General features: G+C 69.3%; 18 protein-coding genes. 11 read left to right on the forward strand and 7 right to left on the reverse strand.

Features of this window, described 5'->3' with window-relative positions:
- Positions 1-124: 124 nt before the first annotated feature.
- The 7 genes from DY262_RS10360 to DY262_RS10390 are packed head-to-tail and all read left to right on the forward strand — an operon-like array spanning position 125 to position 6908.
- Positions 125-1369, forward strand: a complete 1245-nt coding sequence (locus DY262_RS10360) for an aromatic ring-hydroxylating dioxygenase subunit alpha (protein WP_245980928.1) — start codon at positions 125-127, stop codon at positions 1367-1369.
- 45 nt (positions 1370-1414) lie between these two features.
- Entirely contained in the window at positions 1415-2590 is a 1176-nt protein-coding gene (locus DY262_RS10365) for an ABC transporter substrate-binding protein (protein ID WP_116958794.1), read from the forward strand.
- Between the two features lie 22 nt (positions 2591-2612).
- Positions 2613-3482 (forward strand): branched-chain amino acid ABC transporter permease, encoded by an 870-nt coding sequence (locus DY262_RS10370; RefSeq protein ID WP_116958795.1) that lies wholly within the window; start codon positions 2613-2615, stop codon positions 3480-3482.
- A complete protein-coding gene (locus tag DY262_RS10375) occupies positions 3479-4495 on the forward strand; it encodes a branched-chain amino acid ABC transporter permease (RefSeq protein WP_116958796.1) in 1017 nt (338 codons plus the stop codon). The genes DY262_RS10370 and DY262_RS10375 overlap by 4 nt, the downstream gene beginning before the upstream one ends.
- Positions 4482-5249 (forward strand): ABC transporter ATP-binding protein, encoded by a 768-nt coding sequence (locus DY262_RS10380; RefSeq protein WP_116958797.1) that lies wholly within the window; start codon positions 4482-4484, stop codon positions 5247-5249. Before DY262_RS10375 ends, DY262_RS10380 begins: the two co-directional genes overlap by 14 nt.
- The gene (locus tag DY262_RS10385) at positions 5233-5952 is read left to right on the forward strand and encodes an ABC transporter ATP-binding protein (protein ID WP_116958798.1); all 720 of its coding nucleotides are present in this window, start codon (positions 5233-5235) and stop codon (positions 5950-5952) included. The genes DY262_RS10380 and DY262_RS10385 overlap by 17 nt, the downstream gene beginning before the upstream one ends.
- A 14-nt stretch (positions 5953-5966) precedes the next feature.
- Positions 5967-6908: a PDR/VanB family oxidoreductase gene (locus DY262_RS10390; RefSeq protein ID WP_116958834.1), complete on the forward strand. Its 942-nt coding sequence runs from the start codon at positions 5967-5969 to the stop codon at positions 6906-6908.
- Here DY262_RS10390 and DY262_RS10395 read toward each other — a convergent pair.
- Entirely contained in the window at positions 6905-7846 is a 942-nt protein-coding gene (locus DY262_RS10395) for a LytTR family DNA-binding domain-containing protein (protein WP_116958799.1), read from the reverse strand. The two genes, DY262_RS10390 and DY262_RS10395, sit on opposite strands and share 4 nt — an antisense overlap.
- A 111-nt stretch (positions 7847-7957) precedes the next feature.
- On the opposite strand from DY262_RS10395, the gene DY262_RS10400 reads away from it, so the two are divergent.
- Positions 7958-9127 carry an acyltransferase family protein gene (locus DY262_RS10400; protein WP_116958835.1) on the forward strand — a complete coding sequence of 390 codons (1170 nt, stop codon included), beginning with the start codon at positions 7958-7960 and terminating at the stop codon, positions 9125-9127.
- 19 nt (positions 9128-9146) lie between these two features.
- Here DY262_RS10400 and DY262_RS10405 read toward each other — a convergent pair whose 3' ends face one another.
- The 5 genes from DY262_RS10405 to DY262_RS10425 are packed head-to-tail and all read right to left on the reverse strand — an operon-like array spanning position 9147 to position 13309.
- Positions 9147-10022, reverse strand: a complete 876-nt coding sequence (locus DY262_RS10405; RefSeq protein WP_116958800.1) for a shikimate dehydrogenase family protein — start codon at positions 10020-10022, stop codon at positions 9147-9149.
- A 19-nt stretch (positions 10023-10041) separates the two neighbouring features.
- Positions 10042-11343: a TRAP transporter large permease gene (locus DY262_RS10410; protein ID WP_181936468.1), complete on the reverse strand. Its 1302-nt coding sequence runs from the start codon at positions 11341-11343 to the stop codon at positions 10042-10044.
- Positions 11340-11825 carry a TRAP transporter small permease gene (locus DY262_RS10415; protein ID WP_116958801.1) on the reverse strand — a complete coding sequence of 162 codons (486 nt, stop codon included), beginning with the start codon at positions 11823-11825 and terminating at the stop codon, positions 11340-11342. Before DY262_RS10415 ends, DY262_RS10410 begins: the two co-directional genes overlap by 4 nt.
- Positions 11825-12814: a TRAP transporter substrate-binding protein DctP gene (gene dctP / locus DY262_RS10420; protein ID WP_116958802.1), complete on the reverse strand. Its 990-nt coding sequence runs from the start codon at positions 12812-12814 to the stop codon at positions 11825-11827. Before dctP ends, DY262_RS10415 begins: the two co-directional genes overlap by 1 nt.
- 45 nt (positions 12815-12859) lie before the next feature.
- Positions 12860-13309, reverse strand: coding sequence for a type II 3-dehydroquinate dehydratase (locus tag DY262_RS10425; protein WP_116958803.1), 450 nt, complete (start codon positions 13307-13309; stop codon positions 12860-12862).
- A gap of 154 nt (positions 13310-13463) precedes the next feature.
- Here DY262_RS10425 and DY262_RS10430 point away from each other — a divergent pair, with 154 nt between their 5' ends.
- On the forward strand, positions 13464-14258 hold the full coding sequence (locus tag DY262_RS10430) for an IclR family transcriptional regulator (protein WP_070401054.1): 795 nt from the start codon (positions 13464-13466) through the stop codon (positions 14256-14258).
- Positions 14259-14332: 74 nt separating this feature from the next.
- A complete protein-coding gene (locus DY262_RS10435; protein WP_116958804.1) occupies positions 14333-15052 on the forward strand; it encodes an MgtC/SapB family protein in 720 nt (239 codons plus the stop codon).
- Between the two features lie 3 nt (positions 15053-15055).
- Here the strand turns inward: DY262_RS10435 and DY262_RS10440 are convergent, their stop codons facing one another.
- Positions 15056-15478 (reverse strand): VOC family protein, encoded by a 423-nt coding sequence (locus DY262_RS10440; RefSeq protein ID WP_116958805.1) that lies wholly within the window; start codon positions 15476-15478, stop codon positions 15056-15058.
- A gap of 97 nt (positions 15479-15575) precedes the next feature.
- Between DY262_RS10440 and DY262_RS10445 the strand changes: the two genes are divergently transcribed.
- A complete protein-coding gene (locus DY262_RS10445; protein WP_116958806.1) occupies positions 15576-16157 on the forward strand; it encodes a TetR/AcrR family transcriptional regulator in 582 nt (193 codons plus the stop codon).
- Positions 16158-16205: the final 48 nt, after the last annotated feature.

Here is a 16205-nt window from a genome sequence, read left to right on the forward strand (position 1 = left end):
AAGGCGGTTCAGGTGCTTCTGCGCTCAAGTATCGGGGTTTTCACTTATCTTAAAATTCAAGATACTTAATATTATTTCAATCTCTTCCCGGCTTTCCTCCCACCGACACGCACAGGACCGTCCCATGAGCACGAGCATGAGCAAGACCATCCCCATCGCCGACGCCGCCCAACTGGCGGGCAGCGCCTACCGGCACACCCCCGCCCACCCCGATCCGCTGCTCAGCGGCGTGGCCAAGGGAACGCCCACTGGCGAGTACCTGCGCCGCTACTGGCATCCGGTGGCGCTGTCGGCAGACGTCACCGATCGACCGCAGATGGTGCGCATCCTGGGCGAGGACCTCGTGCTGTTTCGCGACAAGTCGGGCCGCGCCGGCCTGCTGTACCCGCGCTGCATGCACCGCGGCACCTCGCTCTACTACGGCCACGTGGAGGAGGCGGGCATCCGCTGCTGCTACCACGGCTGGCTCTTCGCCGTGGACGGCACTTGCCTGAACCAGCCCTGCGAACCCGAAGGCGGCCTGCGCCGCGAGGCCGCGCGCCAACCCTGGTACCCGGTGGAAGAGCGCTACGGTCTGGTGTTCGCTTACATGGGCCCGCCCGAGAAGAAGCCCGTGCTGCCGCGCTACGACATCCTGGAAGACTTGCAGGACGGGGAGTTCGTCGAAGTCATCGGTGGCGGTTTTGCCGGCTATGCCGACCATGTGGAGGAGCCGCACGTGCCCTACCACTGGCTGCAGAACTGGGAAAACATCATGGACCCGTACCACGTGTACGTGCTGCACTCCACCTTCAGCGGCATCCAGTTCGCCGAGAACTTCAAGATCCTGCCGCGCGTGGACTTCGAGGCCGTCGACGGCGGCGTGATTTACCACGCCTGGCGCGACCTGGAGGACGGCCGCCAGCTCGAGCGCATCAACTCTGCGCTGTTCCCCAACATCTCGGCCATTCCCATGATCGACCTCTCGCCGGGCCATGGCCGCTGGATCGGCTGGCACGTGGCGGTGGACGACCAACACTTCCGCGGCTTCTTCGCCGCGCGCACGCGACAGGCGGGCAACTTCGCGCCTTTCAAGATGCACAACGGCAAGTCCTGGATGGAGCTCAGCGAGCAGGAAAAACAGGACTTCCCCGGCGACTTCGAGGCCCAGTACGGCCAGGGGCGCGTCACGCTGCACGGCGAAGAGCACCTGGCCACCAGCGACCGCGGCATCGCGTTGCTGCGGCGCCAGATGAAGCAGCAAATCGCCATCGTTCAGCAGGGAGGGGATCCCGCGGGCGTGCACTTCAACGAAGCCGACGCCCTGGTCCGCATCCGTTCGGGCAACTTCTATTCGACCTCGCGCACGACCGACACCGCCACGGCCTGATCACACCGAGCAGCCGTTTCCACCCCACGACCAGGAGACAAACCCATGAAACGCCTCATCCTCGCGGGCGTGCTCGCGCTCGCCTGCGGCGCGTCCGCGCTGGCCCAGACCGTCAAGGTCGGCATCATCGCGCCGCTGTCCGGCCCGTTCTCGTCAAACGGCAAGATGTGGGAGGCCGCCGTCAAGGCCTACCAGAAGATCCATGGCGTCCAGGCCGGTGGCGCCACCGTCGAAGTGGTCTGGCGGGACCTGGCGGACATCAACCCCGCCCAGGCCCGCGCGCTCGCGCAGGAGCTGATCGTGAAAGAGAAGGTGCAGTACCTCGGCGGCCTGTACTTCACACCCGACGCGCTCGCGGTCGGCGCGATCGCGCAGGAGGCCAAGGTGCCCACAGTGATCTTCAATGCCGCGACCTCGTCCATCCTGGACAAGTCCGACCACCTGCTGCGCACCTCGTACACGCTGCCGCAGGTGTCGGTGCCGGCCGCGCGCTACGCGCTGGATCAGAAGCTGCGCACCGCCGTCACGCTGGTGAGCGACTACGGGCCGGGGTTGGACTCCGAGAACGCCTTCGTGAAGACCTTCACCGCCGGTGGCGGCCAGGTGCTGGAGCAGATCCGCGCTCCGCTCAAGACGTCCGACTTCGGCCCCTTCATGCAGAAGATCAAGACGCTCAAGCCAGACGCTGTCTTTGTCTTCGGCCCCGGCGGACCGCCCACCTACGCCATCATCAAGGCCTACTCGGAGGCCGGCCTCAAGCAGGCGGCCGTGCGATTCATTGGTACCGGCGAGACGAGCGAACTCGACCTGCCCGCGATTGGCGACGCCGCGCTGGGCCTGGAGACGGCGCTGCACTACTCGCCGGCGCACGACTCGGCGATGAACCGGACCTTCCTCAAGACGGCGGCGGAACTCTCTCCGCAGGTGGTGCTGAACGCCGCATCCGTGGGCGCCTACGACGGCATGGCCGTCATCTACCGCATGGTGGAGGTCACCAAGGGCCAGCGCGACCCGGCCAAGGCGCTCGCGGCGGCCAAGGGCTGGCAGTGGGAGAGCCCGCGCGGCCCCGTGAAGATCGATGCGCAATCGCGCGAGCTGGTGCAGAACGTCTATGTGCGTGTGGTCGACAAGGACGCCGAAGGGCGGCTGCGCAACCGCGAAATCAAAACCTACGAGATGCAGCCCGACCACGGCCGGTCGGCCGCGCTGCAGGCCAAGTGAGCGCGCGGTCGCGGAGTCAACAATGTCCCTCCAACTCGCCGGCAGCATCCTGATCGACGGAGTGGCCTACGCCATGGTCCTGTTCATGATCACCATCGGCCTGTCGATGACCATGGGTCTGATGCGCGTGATCAACCTGGCGCACGGCGCCTTCGCCATGGCCGGCGGCTTCATGGCCGCCGCGCTGTCCACCTCGCTGGGCCTGCCGGTGTGGCTGGGCATGGCCTTGGCCATCGCCTTGGTGGCGCTGGCGGCCGTGCCGATCGAGCGCTGGCTGCTGCGCCGTTTCTACCGCCGCAGCGAACTCGATCAGATGCTGGTGACCATCGGCATCATGTTCATCTGCATGGCGCTTGCCAACATCGCGTTCGGCTCGGCCATCACCAGCGTGCCGCTGCCCGAGGCGCTGCAGGGCTCCATCGATATCGGCTACCGCCTGGTGCAGAAGCACCGCCTGTTCGTGGTGGCGCTGGGCGTGGCGGCTCTGGTGCTCCTGTGGTTCGCGGTCGAGCGATCGGACTTTGGCATCCGCGTGCGCGCGGCGGTCGACAACGCGCCGACCGCGCAGGCCGTTGGCATCGACACCGCGCGACTGTATGCCGTCGCCTTTGCGGCGGGCGCGGCGCTGGCCGCTCTGGGTGGCATCGTCGGTGCCGAACTCTTGCCCATGGATGCCTCTTACGCGGGCAAGTACCTCGTCACCTTCCTGGCCGTGGTGGCCGTGGGCGGCCAGGGCACGCTGGCGGGCTCCTTTGTCGCGGCCCTGCTGCTCGGTGGGGTGGAGACCACCATGAAGTACCTGGTGCCCCAGCTCTCGTCCGTGGCCTTCTTCCTCACCATGTTCCTCGTGCTCCTGCTGCGACCGCAGGGTTTGTTCGGACGCCGCGCATGAATACCTTGACTTCTTCCCTCGCGCCCGCCCCTGGCGGCATGCGCCGCTGGCGCGTGCCGTTGCTGCCGGAGGCCTTCATCGGCCTCGTCGCCCTGTGCGCCTATTGGGCTTTTACCGATGACGTTGGCCTGCTCACGAACATGGTGGTCATGTCCCTGCTCGCGCTCTCGCTTAATCTGGTGCTCGGGCAGGCCGGCATTGCCTCCATGGGCCAGGCCGCGCTGTACGGCGCGGGTGCCTACGCGGCCGGCCTGGTGGCGCTGCACGTTTCGCCTTCGCCGCTGCTGGGCCTGGGCGGTGGCGTGCTGGCCGGTGCCCTGGTGGCCGGGCTCAGCGGCGCGGTGTTGCTGCGCGCTCACGGCCTCACGCTGGTGATGCTCACCATCGCCACCGCGCAACTGCTGCTCGAACTCGCCAACTGGCGGCGCGACCTCACGGGTGGCGACGATGGACTCTCGGGCTTTTCCATCGACCCGCTTTTCGGCGTGTTCGAGTTCGACTTCATGGGCCACACCGGTTTCTTCTACGCGCTGGTGGTGCTGTTGCTGGTGCACGCGGCGCTGCGCGCGCTGGTGGACTCGCCCTTCGGCCTCAGCTCGCGCGCGGTGCGGCAGGACGCGGGGCGGGTCGAGTCGCTGGGTGGGCGGGTCTACGCGCAACTGCTCACGGTGTACGTGGTGGGCGGCGCGGTGGCTGGCGCGGCAGGCGCTCTCTCGGCCCAGACCACCAAGGTCGCCAGCCTGAGCACGCTGGACTTCCACCTCTCGGCGGCCGTGCTGATCATGGTGGTGCTGGGCGGCACGCGCCGCCTGGCCGGCGCGTTGCTGGGCACCGTGGCCTACATGCTGATCCACCACATCGCCTCGGGCCTGAACCCGCACCACTGGCTGCTGGTCATCGGCGTGGTGCTGGTGGCCGTGATGCTGGTGCTGCCGGGTGGCCTGCTCGACGCCTGGGACCGGCTGGTGACACTGGTGCGCCGCAGCAAGGAGGCCCGCCATGGCAGCGTCTGATCGGTTGGAGGCGGCGGGTCTGTGCAAAGCCTTCGGCGGCCTGCAGGTCACGCGCGACGTGTCGCTCGCGCTGCCGGCCGGTGCGCGCACCGCGCTCATCGGCCCCAACGGCGCGGGAAAGACCACGCTGGTGAACCTGCTGGGTGGCGTGCTGCGGCCGTCCGCGGGCACGGTGCGCCTGGACGGCGAGGACGTGAGCGCCTGGAACCCCGCGCAGCGGGCACGCTCGGGCATCGTCCGAACCTTCCAGATCAACCGCGTCTTCAAGGAACTCAGCGTGCAAGACAACGTGCGCTGCGCGGTGCTGCACCGCCACGGCCTGGCGCAGCGCGTGTGGCTGTCGCGCGCTCAGCGCGCGCAGGTGGACGCCGAGGTCGACGAGGCTCTGGGCAGCTTGCACATCCACGGCCAGGCGCGGCGCATCACCGGGCAGATGGCCCTGGGCGAGCAGCGGCTGGTGGAAATCGCGCTGGCGCTGGCCATGAAGCCGCGCGTGCTGCTGCTCGACGAACCCGCCGCCGGCGTGCCCGAGAGCGAGAGCGGGCGCATTCTGGAAGCGGTGGAGCGGCTGCCGGGCGACCTGGCCGTGATGCTGATCGAGCACGACATGGACCTGGTGTTCCGCTTCGCGCGCGACATCGTGGTGCTGGTGCAGGGCGCCGTGTTCGCGCGCGGCACGCCGGCCGAGATCGCAGCCAACGAGGCCGTGCGCGAGATCTACTTTGGAAGGAGCGGCCATGCAGCCGGCCACTGAACTGCGCTTCGAACGGGTGGACGCCGGCTACGCAGGTGCGCGCGTGCTGCACGGCGTCGACTTCACCCTGCGCCAGGGGTGCAAGCTGGGCCTCATCGGCCGCAATGGCGCCGGCAAGACCACGACCCTGGCCAGCGCGGTGGGTCACGCGCAACTGCAGGGTGGGCGCGTGCTGCTGGACGGGCAGGACGCCAGCGCCTGGCCCACCCACGCGCGGGCCCGCGCCGGCTTGGGCTACGTGCCACAAGGCCGTGAGATCTTTCCTTCGCTCAGTGTGGAGGAAAACCTCATCTCGGCGTTGCAAGGCCACCCGCGCGGCCCCGCGCTGGACCGCGTCTACGGCCTGTTTCCGCGCCTGCGCGAGCGCCGCCGCAACGGCGGTACTCAGCTCTCCGGGGGCGAGCAGCAGATGCTGTCGGTGGCGCGCGCGCTCATGGCCGGACCGAGCCTGCTGCTGCTCGACGAGCCGTTGGAGGGCCTGGCGCCCAAAGTGCGCGACGAGCTGATGGACGCGATTGCGGCCCTGGTGGCGAGCACCGGCGTGGGCTGCCTGCTGGTGGAGCAGCACGTGGACGTGGTGCTCGATTTCGCCGACGAGGTGATCGTGCTGGAGCGTGGCGTGCCGGTGTTCCACGGACCGGTCGAAGCCCTGCGGCGTGACGGCGCGATCCTGGACCGCGCGATCGGCCTGGAGAAGGTGTGAGCGCTGCCACCGCCATGGCCCCCGTGCCGCTTCGCATCCATGCCATCGCCTACGGCGCCGACGACGTGCTGCTGTTCGACTTGCGCGCGCCCGCGAACGGCGGGCTGCCGCCGTTCGAAGCTGGCGCACACATCGATCTGCGCCTGCCGCGCGGCCTCATTCGCAGCTACTCCCTGCTCAACGACCCGGTCGAGCGTCACCGCTACGTCATCGGTGTCAAGCGCGAGCCCGACAGCCGGGGCGGTTCGGCCTGGCTGCACGGCGAGGCCCGCGTCGGCGCACTGATCGAGGTGGATGGGCCGAGCAACCACTTCGCGCTGGACGAATCGGCTCCGCACGCGGTCTTCATCGCGGGTGGCATCGGCATCACGCCCTTGTGGAGCATGGTCCAGCGACTGCAACGCCTGGGCACGCCGTGGACCCTGCATTACCGTGCGCGCAGCCGTGGCAGCGCGGCGCTGTTGCACGAACTGGCGGGCCATGCCGGGTGCGTGCATCTGAGCTTCAGCGACGAAGGCGGGCCGTCCCTGAACCTGGCGGCCGTCGTGGCGGCGGCGCCCGAGGGGGCGCACTTCTATTGCTGCGGTCCGGCGCCCATGCTGGAGGCCTTCGAAGCCGCCTGCGCCGGCCTGGATCCGGCGCGCGTGCATCTGGAGTACTTCGCGGCCAAGGAGGCGCCCGCCACCGAGGGCGGCTTCGTCGTGCGCCTGGCGCGCAGCGGGCGCACGATCCCTGTTGCGGCCGGCAGCACCATCCTGGACGCCCTGCAGGCCCAGGGCGTACCCGTGCCATCGTCCTGTCAGCAGGGTGTGTGCGGCGTCTGCGAGACGGCGGTGTTGTCCGGAACGCCGGACCACCGAGATCTGGTGCTCTCGGAGCAGGAGCGCGCGGCAGGCAGGACGATGATGATCTGCTGCTCGGGCTCGAAGACCCCGGAGCTGACGCTGGACGTCTAACCCGGCGATCCCGTGATCGCCGCCTCCAGCGCCGCGCGGTGCCTCCGGCTGCAGGGCACCTCGGCCCCGTCGCGCAGGCGCAGGCGTGCGTCGCCGCTGTCCAGTGGCTCGATTTCGGCGACGCGCTCGAGGTTGACGAGGTAGCTGCGGTGCACCTGCACGAAGCGCGCGGGGTCGAGCTGGCGGGCGAACTCGGCCAGGGTGGAGCGCAGCAGGTAGTCGTGCCCGTTCACGCGCAGGCCCACGTAGTTGGCCTGGGCCTGCACCCAATCGATATCGTTGGCGGCGATCAGGAATTCCTTGCGCAGCTGGCGCACCAGGAAGCGTTCGGGGCGGGCCGGCGGCGGTGGGTCAGCCGGCGGCGAGGCCACCACCGCCTCGGCCCGCGCCGCGGGCGCCTGGGCGGAGGCTGGGACGGGCGGCTCGGGCGCGTCGAGCACGCGCGCCTCGCCCTGCAGGCGCAGCAGCAGCAGCTGATAGACCATGAGCGCGGCCACGATGGCGGCATAGGCGCGCACGTCTTTCAGGTATTCGTAGCCCCATTCGGACCACCACGGCCCGAAACCATAGGTCTGGCCAGCCGCCGCATGCAGCGCGTGGCGCAGCGCCACCATGCCGGCCACGTGCGCCAGGCTGAACAGCACGCTGCCCAGCAGGTGCCAGGGCAAGTGGCGCGCCAGGGTGCTCCCGTGCAGCGGAAAACGCCGGTTCCAGGCCGCGATGGCCGGGATCAGCGCCAGCAGCACGGCGTGGCTGCTGCCTTCCCACACCGCGGCTTCCCACCAGCCCCAGGGCAGGCCGGCCTCGCGCATGTCGGCGCGCGCCACGACCGTGTTCAACAGGGCGTGCACCCCAATGACCACGGTCCAGAACGCCACCTCGGCGGCGCAGTGCCAGCGAGGATGCTGCCGGAGCCAGGCCAGGAGAGGCGGGGTCATGGCCGCGAGTCTAGCGACGGCTGTCCCCGGGGGCGTGCGCTTCGTCCCCGGTGGCCAACGGGCCGTCCCGTTGTGTCCCTGGAAATGCCCGGCCGGCCGACCATGCGCGACATGCCACGCCGACACGACATCGACACCCTGCGCATCCTGGCCTTCGGGCTGGTGATGGTTTACCACCTGGGCATGGCCTACGTCGCCGACTGGCCCTGGCATTTGAAGAGCGCGCACACCGCCGAATGGCTGCAGTGGCCCATGCGCGCGCTCAATTTTTGGCGGCTGGACCTGGTGTTCCTGGTGTCGGGGCTGGCGCTGGGCCTGCTGATGCGCCGCCGTGCGGACGGGGTGTCGGACCGGGCGCTGTGGCGCCAGCGCAGCGCGCGCCTGCTGCTGCCTTTGGCCTTCGGCATGGCGGTGGTGGTGCCCTACCAGGCCTATGCACAGGCGCTGGCGGGCGGCTTCGTCGGGCCCGGTTTCGGCGCCTTCCTGTGGCGCTACGTGCAAGGCGGGCCCTGGCCGGCCCAGGCCTTCGACGGCGCGCACATTGGCGTCACCTGGAATCACCTGTGGTTCCTGCCCTACCTGTGGATCTACACCTCGGTGCTGCTGCTGGCGCGCCGCGCGCTGGCGCCACTGGGTCCGCGCTTCCAGGCGCTGCGTGGCGCAGGCCTCATGTTGGTGCCCCTGGTGCCGCTGATGCTGTGGTCGCTGCTGCTGCGTCCGCACTTCCCGCCCACGCACGACCTGGTGGGCGACGGCTGGCTGCATGCCGTGTATTTCACGGTCTTTGTCTGCGGTTGGTGGGTCGGCACCGACGCCGCGCTGTGGCGCGAGCTGGTGCGCTTGCGATGGCGCGCCCTGGCGCTCGCGGCGCTGGCGTTCGGCACCCATTGGGGGCTACGGCAGGGGCTCGCCACGCCCATGCCCTGGGCGCGGCTCGCGGCCGACGCCGTGTCCTGGTGGGCCGTCGTGGCGGTGCTGGGCTTTGCCCACCGGCACCTGAACCGGCCTTGGCCTTGGCTCGGATGGGCGCGCGAATCGGTCTATCCCTGGTACGTGCTGCACCAGACGCTGATCGTCGCGGCGCTGGCCGGGCTTGCGCCGCTGGGCCTCGGGCCGGCGGCCGAGCCCCTGGGCGTGCTCGCGCTCGCCGTGCTCGGCTGCTGGGCACTCAACGACGGCCTGATTCGCCGCGTGGGCTGGTTGCGCGCGTGCTTCGGGTTGGCGCCACGGCCACCGCTTCTTCGGCCGCCAACCGCCGCCGTGGGCCGAAGCCGGGTGTGAGTCAGGGCGCGCAGGCCGCTCAGCCGCCCGGCTCGCCGGTCGGCAGCGGTGGCCTGTCGAGCGCCGCAAGCTCGCGCAGGCGCCCGGGCGTGGCCACGGGAAGACCGAAGAATTCGAGGTAGGCGGGGATTTGCTCGAACAGCATGTCGGTGCCCACCTGCACGCGGCAGCCGCGCGCCCGGGCGGCCGACAGGAAGGCCGTGACGCGTTCGCGCATCACCACCTCACCGACCAGACTGCGCGGCTCCAGGCGGTCCACGTCCAGGGGCAGCGGGTCGCCCGGCTCCATGCCCAGCGGCGTGGCGTTGACCACGAGGTCGAACCCCGCCGGATCGCGTGCGCCGGTGCGCACCTCCAGCGCGGGGTAGGCCGCCAACAGGCGTTCGCGCAGGGCCGCGCTGGCCGCGCCGTTGGTGTCGAACAGCGCCAGGCGGGTTGCGCCCGCCGCCGCGAGTGACGCGGCAATGGCCGAGCCCACACCTCCACTGCCCACCACCAGCGCGCTCGCGCCGCTCAGCACCAGGCCCTTGCCCTGCACGCCGCGCACGAAGCCCTCCCCGTCGAACATGTCGCCGATCAGGCGGCCGTCGGCCGTTCGCTTGACGGCGTTGCAGGCGCCGGCCACCCGCGCGGTGCGCGACACCTCGTCGAGCAGCGCCACCACGCCCCGCTTGTGCGGCATGGTGATCAGCGCACCCAGCACATTGGGTGCCGCCATCAGCGGCGGCAGCAAGGTCTCCAGCGCACCGGCGGGGCAATCGAGGGGCACGACCACGGCGTTGGTGCCGCTGGCCGCGAACCAGGGGTTGTAGATCAGCGGCGCCTTGAAGCTGTGCGTGGGATGGCCCAGGTGGGCGATCACCCGGGTGTGGCCGTCGATGCGGGGCGTGTCCATGCCGCGGCGTCCCCGGACATCAACCCGTGTAGCCCGCCAGGCGCGGCAGGAAGAGCACGAAGTCGGGCCAGAAGGTGGTGATGGCCAGCGCGATCATCATCACGCCCAGGAAGGGCAGGGTGGCGCGCACCAGCGCCCCCAGCGAAACGTCGGCGATCTTCGTCATCATGAACAGCAGCAGGCCATACGGCGGCGTGACCAGGCCGATCATGATGTTGAGCACGGCCACCACGCCGAAGTGCACCGGGTCCACGCCCAGCGCCACCGCCGTGGGCAGCAACACCGGCAGGATCACCAGGATGATGGTCGAGCCTTCGAGGAAGGCGCCCAGCACCAGCAGCAACAGGTTGGCGAGCAGCAGGAAGGTGAAGGGCGAAAGCTCCAGACCGCGCATCATCGCGCTCAGCGAGGCGGGGATGTTCTCCGAGGTGATGACGAAGTTGAACACCGTGGCGCCCGCGATGAGGATGCCGATGGAGACGCTGGTGCGCGCGCTCTGCTGCAGCGACTGGTAGACGTCGCGCAGGCCCAGGCTGCGGTAGTAGAAGGCCGAGATGAGCAGGGCGTAGGCGGCGGCCACGCCGGCGGCTTCGGTGGGCGTGGTGATGCCGCTGTAGAGGCAACCCAGCAGCAGCACGGGCATCATCAGCGCGGGCAGGGCTTCGCGTGTGATGCCCGGCAGCTCACGCATCGGCACCGGGTCTTCCACCGGGAAGCGGTGGCGCTTGGCCAGGTAGTGGATCAGCGCCATCTGCACCGCACCCAACAAGAGCCCGGGCAGCACGCCGGCCAGGAAGAGGTAGCCGATGGAGGTGCCCGAGACCAGCGCGTACAACACCAGCGGAATCGACGGCGGCAGGATGGGCCCGATGACCGCCGAGACGGCGGTGAGCGCGGCCGCGAAGGCAGGCGGGTAGCGGCCATCGCGCGTCATCATGGCCTGCATCAGCTTGCCCGAGCCGGCGGCGTCGGCCAGGGCCGAGCCCGACATGCTGGCGAACACCACGCTCTGCAGCACGTTGACCTGGGCCAGGCCGCCGGGAAAGCGGCCCACCAGCGCGTTGCACCAGCGCAGCAGCCGATCGAGCACGCTGCCCGAGCTCATGAAGCTGGCGGCCAGGATGAACAGCGGAATGGCCAGCAGCAGGTAGCTGGAGTAGGTGCTGTTGAGCAGCTGCTCGGCCGCGCTGCCCATGTCCATGCCCTTGAGCCATAGGTACAGGATGGACGCGCCGATCATGGCCTGGCCGATCGGCACGCCCAGCAGACTCAGCAGGACGATGGCCGCCACGGCCAATGAGAACGGACTCGTCGGATTCACAGGGAACCTATGTGCGTGGAGTCGGCCGACGAGCGTCCGCGCAGGGCGTTCACGATCAGCCACAGGTGGCGCGCGATGACGGCGGCGGCGAACACGAGGTAGATCGAGTACAGCCAGTCGAAGCGGATCTTCAGGTACGAGCTGCTCTCCACCTTCATGAAGCTCACGTAGTCCCAGGTGGCGGGCATGGCCAGTGCGAACAGCGCGACGGTGGCGATGGAGCCGATGGAGGCCAGCACGCGTTGCCCGCGCGGGCCGAACAGGGCCTTGAGCAGGTCGATGCGAATCTCCTCCTCGTCGCGCAGCACGAAGGCGGCGCCCCACAGGATCAGCCAGAGCCAGGCGACGAGCGAAATTTCGGCCGTCCAGCCCACCGGCAGATCGAACAGGTAGCGCAGCGCGATCTGCAGGATGAAGGCGAGGAAGATCACGCCGAGAAGGAGGGCGGCCACGGCCTCGGCCGCCCGCGCGAGCAGGCGCATCACTTGATCGCGGCGATCTTGTCGATGATCCCCGGGGCCCAGGCCTTCGCTTCGTCGGAGGCCAGGTAGATCTTCTGCGCGTGCTCGCGGAACGCGTTGATGTTGGGCACGTACACGTCCAGCCCCTGGCGCTTGAAGCCCTCGGCCAGCTCGGCCTCGCGCTTGACGTGCTCGTTGGCGCTCCAGGTGATGGCCTTGTCGACCGCCGCCTGGAAGGCTTTCTGCTTGTCCGCCGCCATGGCCTGCCAGGCCTTGAGATTCATGGTGAGCAGGTCGAAGGCCACCAGGTGCGAGGTCAGCACGATCTGGCCCATGACCTCGTAGAACTTCATGTTCTGCACATTGGGCAGCGGGTTGTCCTGGCCGTCCACGGTGCCGGTCTGCAGGCCGGTGTAGGTCTCGGCGTAGGCCAGCGGCGTGGGGTTGGCGCCGAGCGATCGGCCCAGCAGCTGCCACGCGTCGCCCGCGGGCATGCGCAGCTTCACGCCGGCCAGGTCGGCCGGCACATTGACCTTCTTCTTGCCGCGCAGGCCCACGTGGCGCGTGCCGAAGAAGGTGGGGCCCAGGATCTTCACCTTGAGCTGGTCCTCCACCTGCTTCTTCATCTGCGCGCCCAGTTCACTGGCGAAGAAGGCGTTGAGGTGGTTGGCGTCGCGGAACAGGTAGGCCGAGGTCAGAACCGACCAGGCCGGCACCTGCTTGGAGATGTCCTGCGGCGCGATGTTGCCCATCTCCAGGTTGTCGCGCTGCAGGGCCACCAGCTCGGTGCCCTGGCGAAACAGCGTGGAGTTGAGGTGGGCTTCGATGCTGTGATCGGGCGCGATGTCGGCGCCCAGGCGCTTGATCATCTCGGCGCGGATGTCGGTGTCCGAGAACACCGCGGCGAAACGCAGCTTGGTCTGGGCGCGGGCCCGCCCGGGCAGCAGCGCCCCGGCGGCCAGGCCGGCGCCGGCGCAGAGGAGGGAGCGACGATCGATGGTGCGTTTCATGGTGCTTGTCTCCAGGGAATGGCGGTTGTTGTGAAGGAAAGCGCGTCAGGTGGTGGTCTCGCGCAGCCGCTGCGCGACCGCGTGCAGCGCGAGCTCGTAGCCCAGGGGCCCCAGCCCGCAGATCACGCCGGTGCTGGCCAGCGAGGTGAGCGAGTCTCGGTACGGCGCCTCGCGGCGGTGGATGTTGGTGAGGTGGACCTCGATCACGGGCTGCTCGAGCATCTTGAGCGCGTCCAGCAGCGGAATGGAGCGGAAGGACAAGCCGGCCGGGTTGATGATCACGGCCGCCCCCTCGGCGCGCGCTTCCTGAACCCAGTCCACGAGCACGCCCTCGTGGTTGGACTGGCGGAACGCGCAGCGCAGGCCGAGTTCGGCGGACAAGGCCAGGCATCGGTCCTGCACCTGGGCCAGGGTGGTGTGGCCGTAGAGGTGCGGCTCGCGCACGCCCAGCAGGTTCAGGTTGGGGCCGTTGAGGATGTGGACGGTGGCGGTCATGGTGGGGCGGGAATGCGGCGGCGGGCTTGGCCGGAAAGGGCGCCTGGCCTACAGTCGTCTCCTGTTGTCGCTTGGCGGTGAGGCGATTTTTGTGCCGCCACAGGAAACACTTTCCAGGCTGGAAACAGCTTCCGCATCACAAAAATCTCGAGACATGAACCTTGCCCTGGACCGCGGCCTCTCGCTGCTCGAGCACCTGTCGCGCCACCCCGACGGCCTGCCCCTGGCCCTCATGGCCGAGGAGCTGGACATTCCGCTGAGCGCCTGCCACCGCCTGCTGGCCGATCTGCAGCAGCGCGGCTATGTGCGCCAGAAGCGCAAGCAGGGCGACTACCAGCTCACCACCAAGGTGGTCTCCATTGGCCTGGGCTACCTCAGCCACGGCGGCATCGTCGATATCGCCGGGCCCTTGCTGGAGCGGCTGGCGCAGCAGTCGGGCGAGCTGGTGCGCCTGTCCCTGGTGGACGACGACCGCCTGACCTTCGTGGCCAAGGCCCAGGGCGTGCGCCAGCAAGGCGTGCGCTACGACCCCGACATGGGCGCGGACGTGTGGCTGTCTTGCTCGGCCTCGGGTCATGCCTGGCTGCACACGCTCAGCGACGAACGAGCGCTGGAGCTGGTGACGCGACAGGGCTTCGGGCAACCCAAGGACTACGGCCCCAAGGCGCCGACCACGGTCAAGGCGATGCTGGGCTTCCTGCACGCGGCCCGCGTGCGGGGCTACGCCATGATCGACGAGGTGTTCGCGCCTGGCATGAGCGCGATGGCAGCGCCAGTGATGCGTCGCCACGAGGCCATTGGCGTCATCAGCATCGCGGGGCCGCGCACGCGCCTGGGCGTGGCGCGCATGCAGGAACTGGCGCCCTCGCTGCTGGCCGCGGCCGCCGAGTTGGGGCCGATCAGCAACGCGTCCAGCCTCTTCGGGCGACCCCCCCTGGGCAAAGGGTGAGCCCGCTGCGCTAAGGGATTTCACGCCGCGGAGCAAGGCGGGCCTCGGCGTAGCATGGGGCAGGAGGAACCGCGATGGACCCGTTGAACCTGCCCGATCCCGAGACCCTGGCGCTCTACAAGGAAATCGCGCGGCACCTGCTCTTCGCCATGGTGGCCGGCGGCCTGATCGGCCTGGAGCGCAGCTTCCATGGCCGGCCCGCGGGCTTTCGCACCCACACCCTGGTGTGCCTGGCCTCCAGCCTGCTGATGCTGGTGACGCTGTACCAGGGGGTCTGGTTCGAGCAGAACAGCAAGGGCAACGTGACCATGGACCCCACGCGCATGGCGCAGGGCATCATGACCGGCATCGGTTTCCTGGGCGCGGGCGTGATCTTCAAGGAGGGCCTCACGGTGCGCGGCCTCACCACCGCGGCGTCCATCTGGATCACCGCCTCCATCGGCGTGCTCATGGGCATCGGCTTTTACTTCCCGGCGGTGCTCGCCACGGTGTTGACGCTGGCGACATTGGTGCTGCTGCACCGCGTCGAACGCGTGGTGCCGACGCATATCTACGCCCAGCTCATGGTGCGCTTTGACCGCCTCAAAGCCATGCCCGAAGCCGACCTGCGCCAGCTGCTCAAGGCGCACGGCTTCACCATCGCCAACCTGAGTTATCGGCTGGAAGAGGGCGATGCCTTCGAGTACCGCATGATGCTGCGCACCAGGCGGGCGAAGAACCTGGGGGCGCTGGCGCGCACCCTGGGCACGCAGAAGGTGGTGGAGCAGTTCCGCCTTTCGCCCACCGGCGACTGAGCCTCAGACCCTGTAGCGGTCCCAGAAGCCGGTCTGCGGCTCGATCTGCTCGACCACGTCCACCCACAGGCCCGAGGGGTCGCGAAAGCCGAAGCGGCGCTGGCCGAAGGCCTCGTCGCGCAAGGACAGGCCTGCCACACCGCCGCGCGCCAGGAAATCCGCGTGCGCGGCGGCCGCGTCGGCCACCTGCAATTCGAAGCACAGCCCCTGGCCGCCGAAGGGTTCGGGCCCGGGCGGGGCCGAGGGGTGGTCGGGCGCCATGAAGGCCAGCGAGGCGCTGCCGTCGTCGGCGCACAGCCACACGAACCAGCTGCTGGCGAAGCCGCATTGCCAGCCCAGGCGCTGCTCCCAGAAGGCTTGGCAGGCGCGAATGTCCGGCGTCACGACGATGGGGTAGCGATCCTGGTAGCGGGAAGTTTGGGTCACGGCAATCTCCTAAAAAATAGACAGTCAGTCGGTTTGTTCAATGTAAAATACAGACAGACTGTCTGTCAATGATCGGGAAGATCAAAAAGGAGCACGCATGAAGAACGCCGAACGCGCCAGCGCCACCCGCGCGCGCCTCATCGCCGTGGCGCGCCGCATGTTTGGCGAACAGGGGTATGCCGGCACCGCCACCGAAGCGGTGCTGCAGGAGGCCGGCGTGGCGCGCGGCGCGATGTACCACCACTTCGCCGACAAGGCCGCGCTGTTCGAGGCGGTGTGCCTGGCGGTGTGCGAGGACATCGTGCCTGCCGTGGAGCGGGCGGCCGACGCGCGGCGCGACCCGCTGGACGCCCTGGTGCAGGGCTCCATCCGCTGGATCGAGAAGACCTCGGAGCCCGAGGCGCGCCGCATCCTCATGATCGACGCGCCCACGGTGCTGGGCTGGGCCCGCTGGCAGGCGCTGGACGACCGCCTGAGCCAGGCCTCGCTCGCCGAGGGCATGCAGGCCGCGATCGCGGCTGGGGCGATCCGCCTCGACTGCCGCCTGGAGCTCGCGGTGGCCATGATGAATGGCGCGCTCAATGCGCTGGCGCTGCGCGTGAACGCGCCGCAGGCGCCGGTGCCGCCGCGCGAATGGCGGCGAGCGGTGCGCGCCCTGTGGGCCGCGCACGCGGTGTGACGGACCGCCATGCGCGCTGTGCGCGGCAGGTTCGCCGTTTGCCGGATG

Origin of the sequence: Hydrogenophaga borbori, assembly GCF_003417535.1 — a bacterium.
Lineage (GTDB): Bacteria > Pseudomonadota > Gammaproteobacteria > Burkholderiales > Burkholderiaceae_C > Hydrogenophaga > Hydrogenophaga borbori.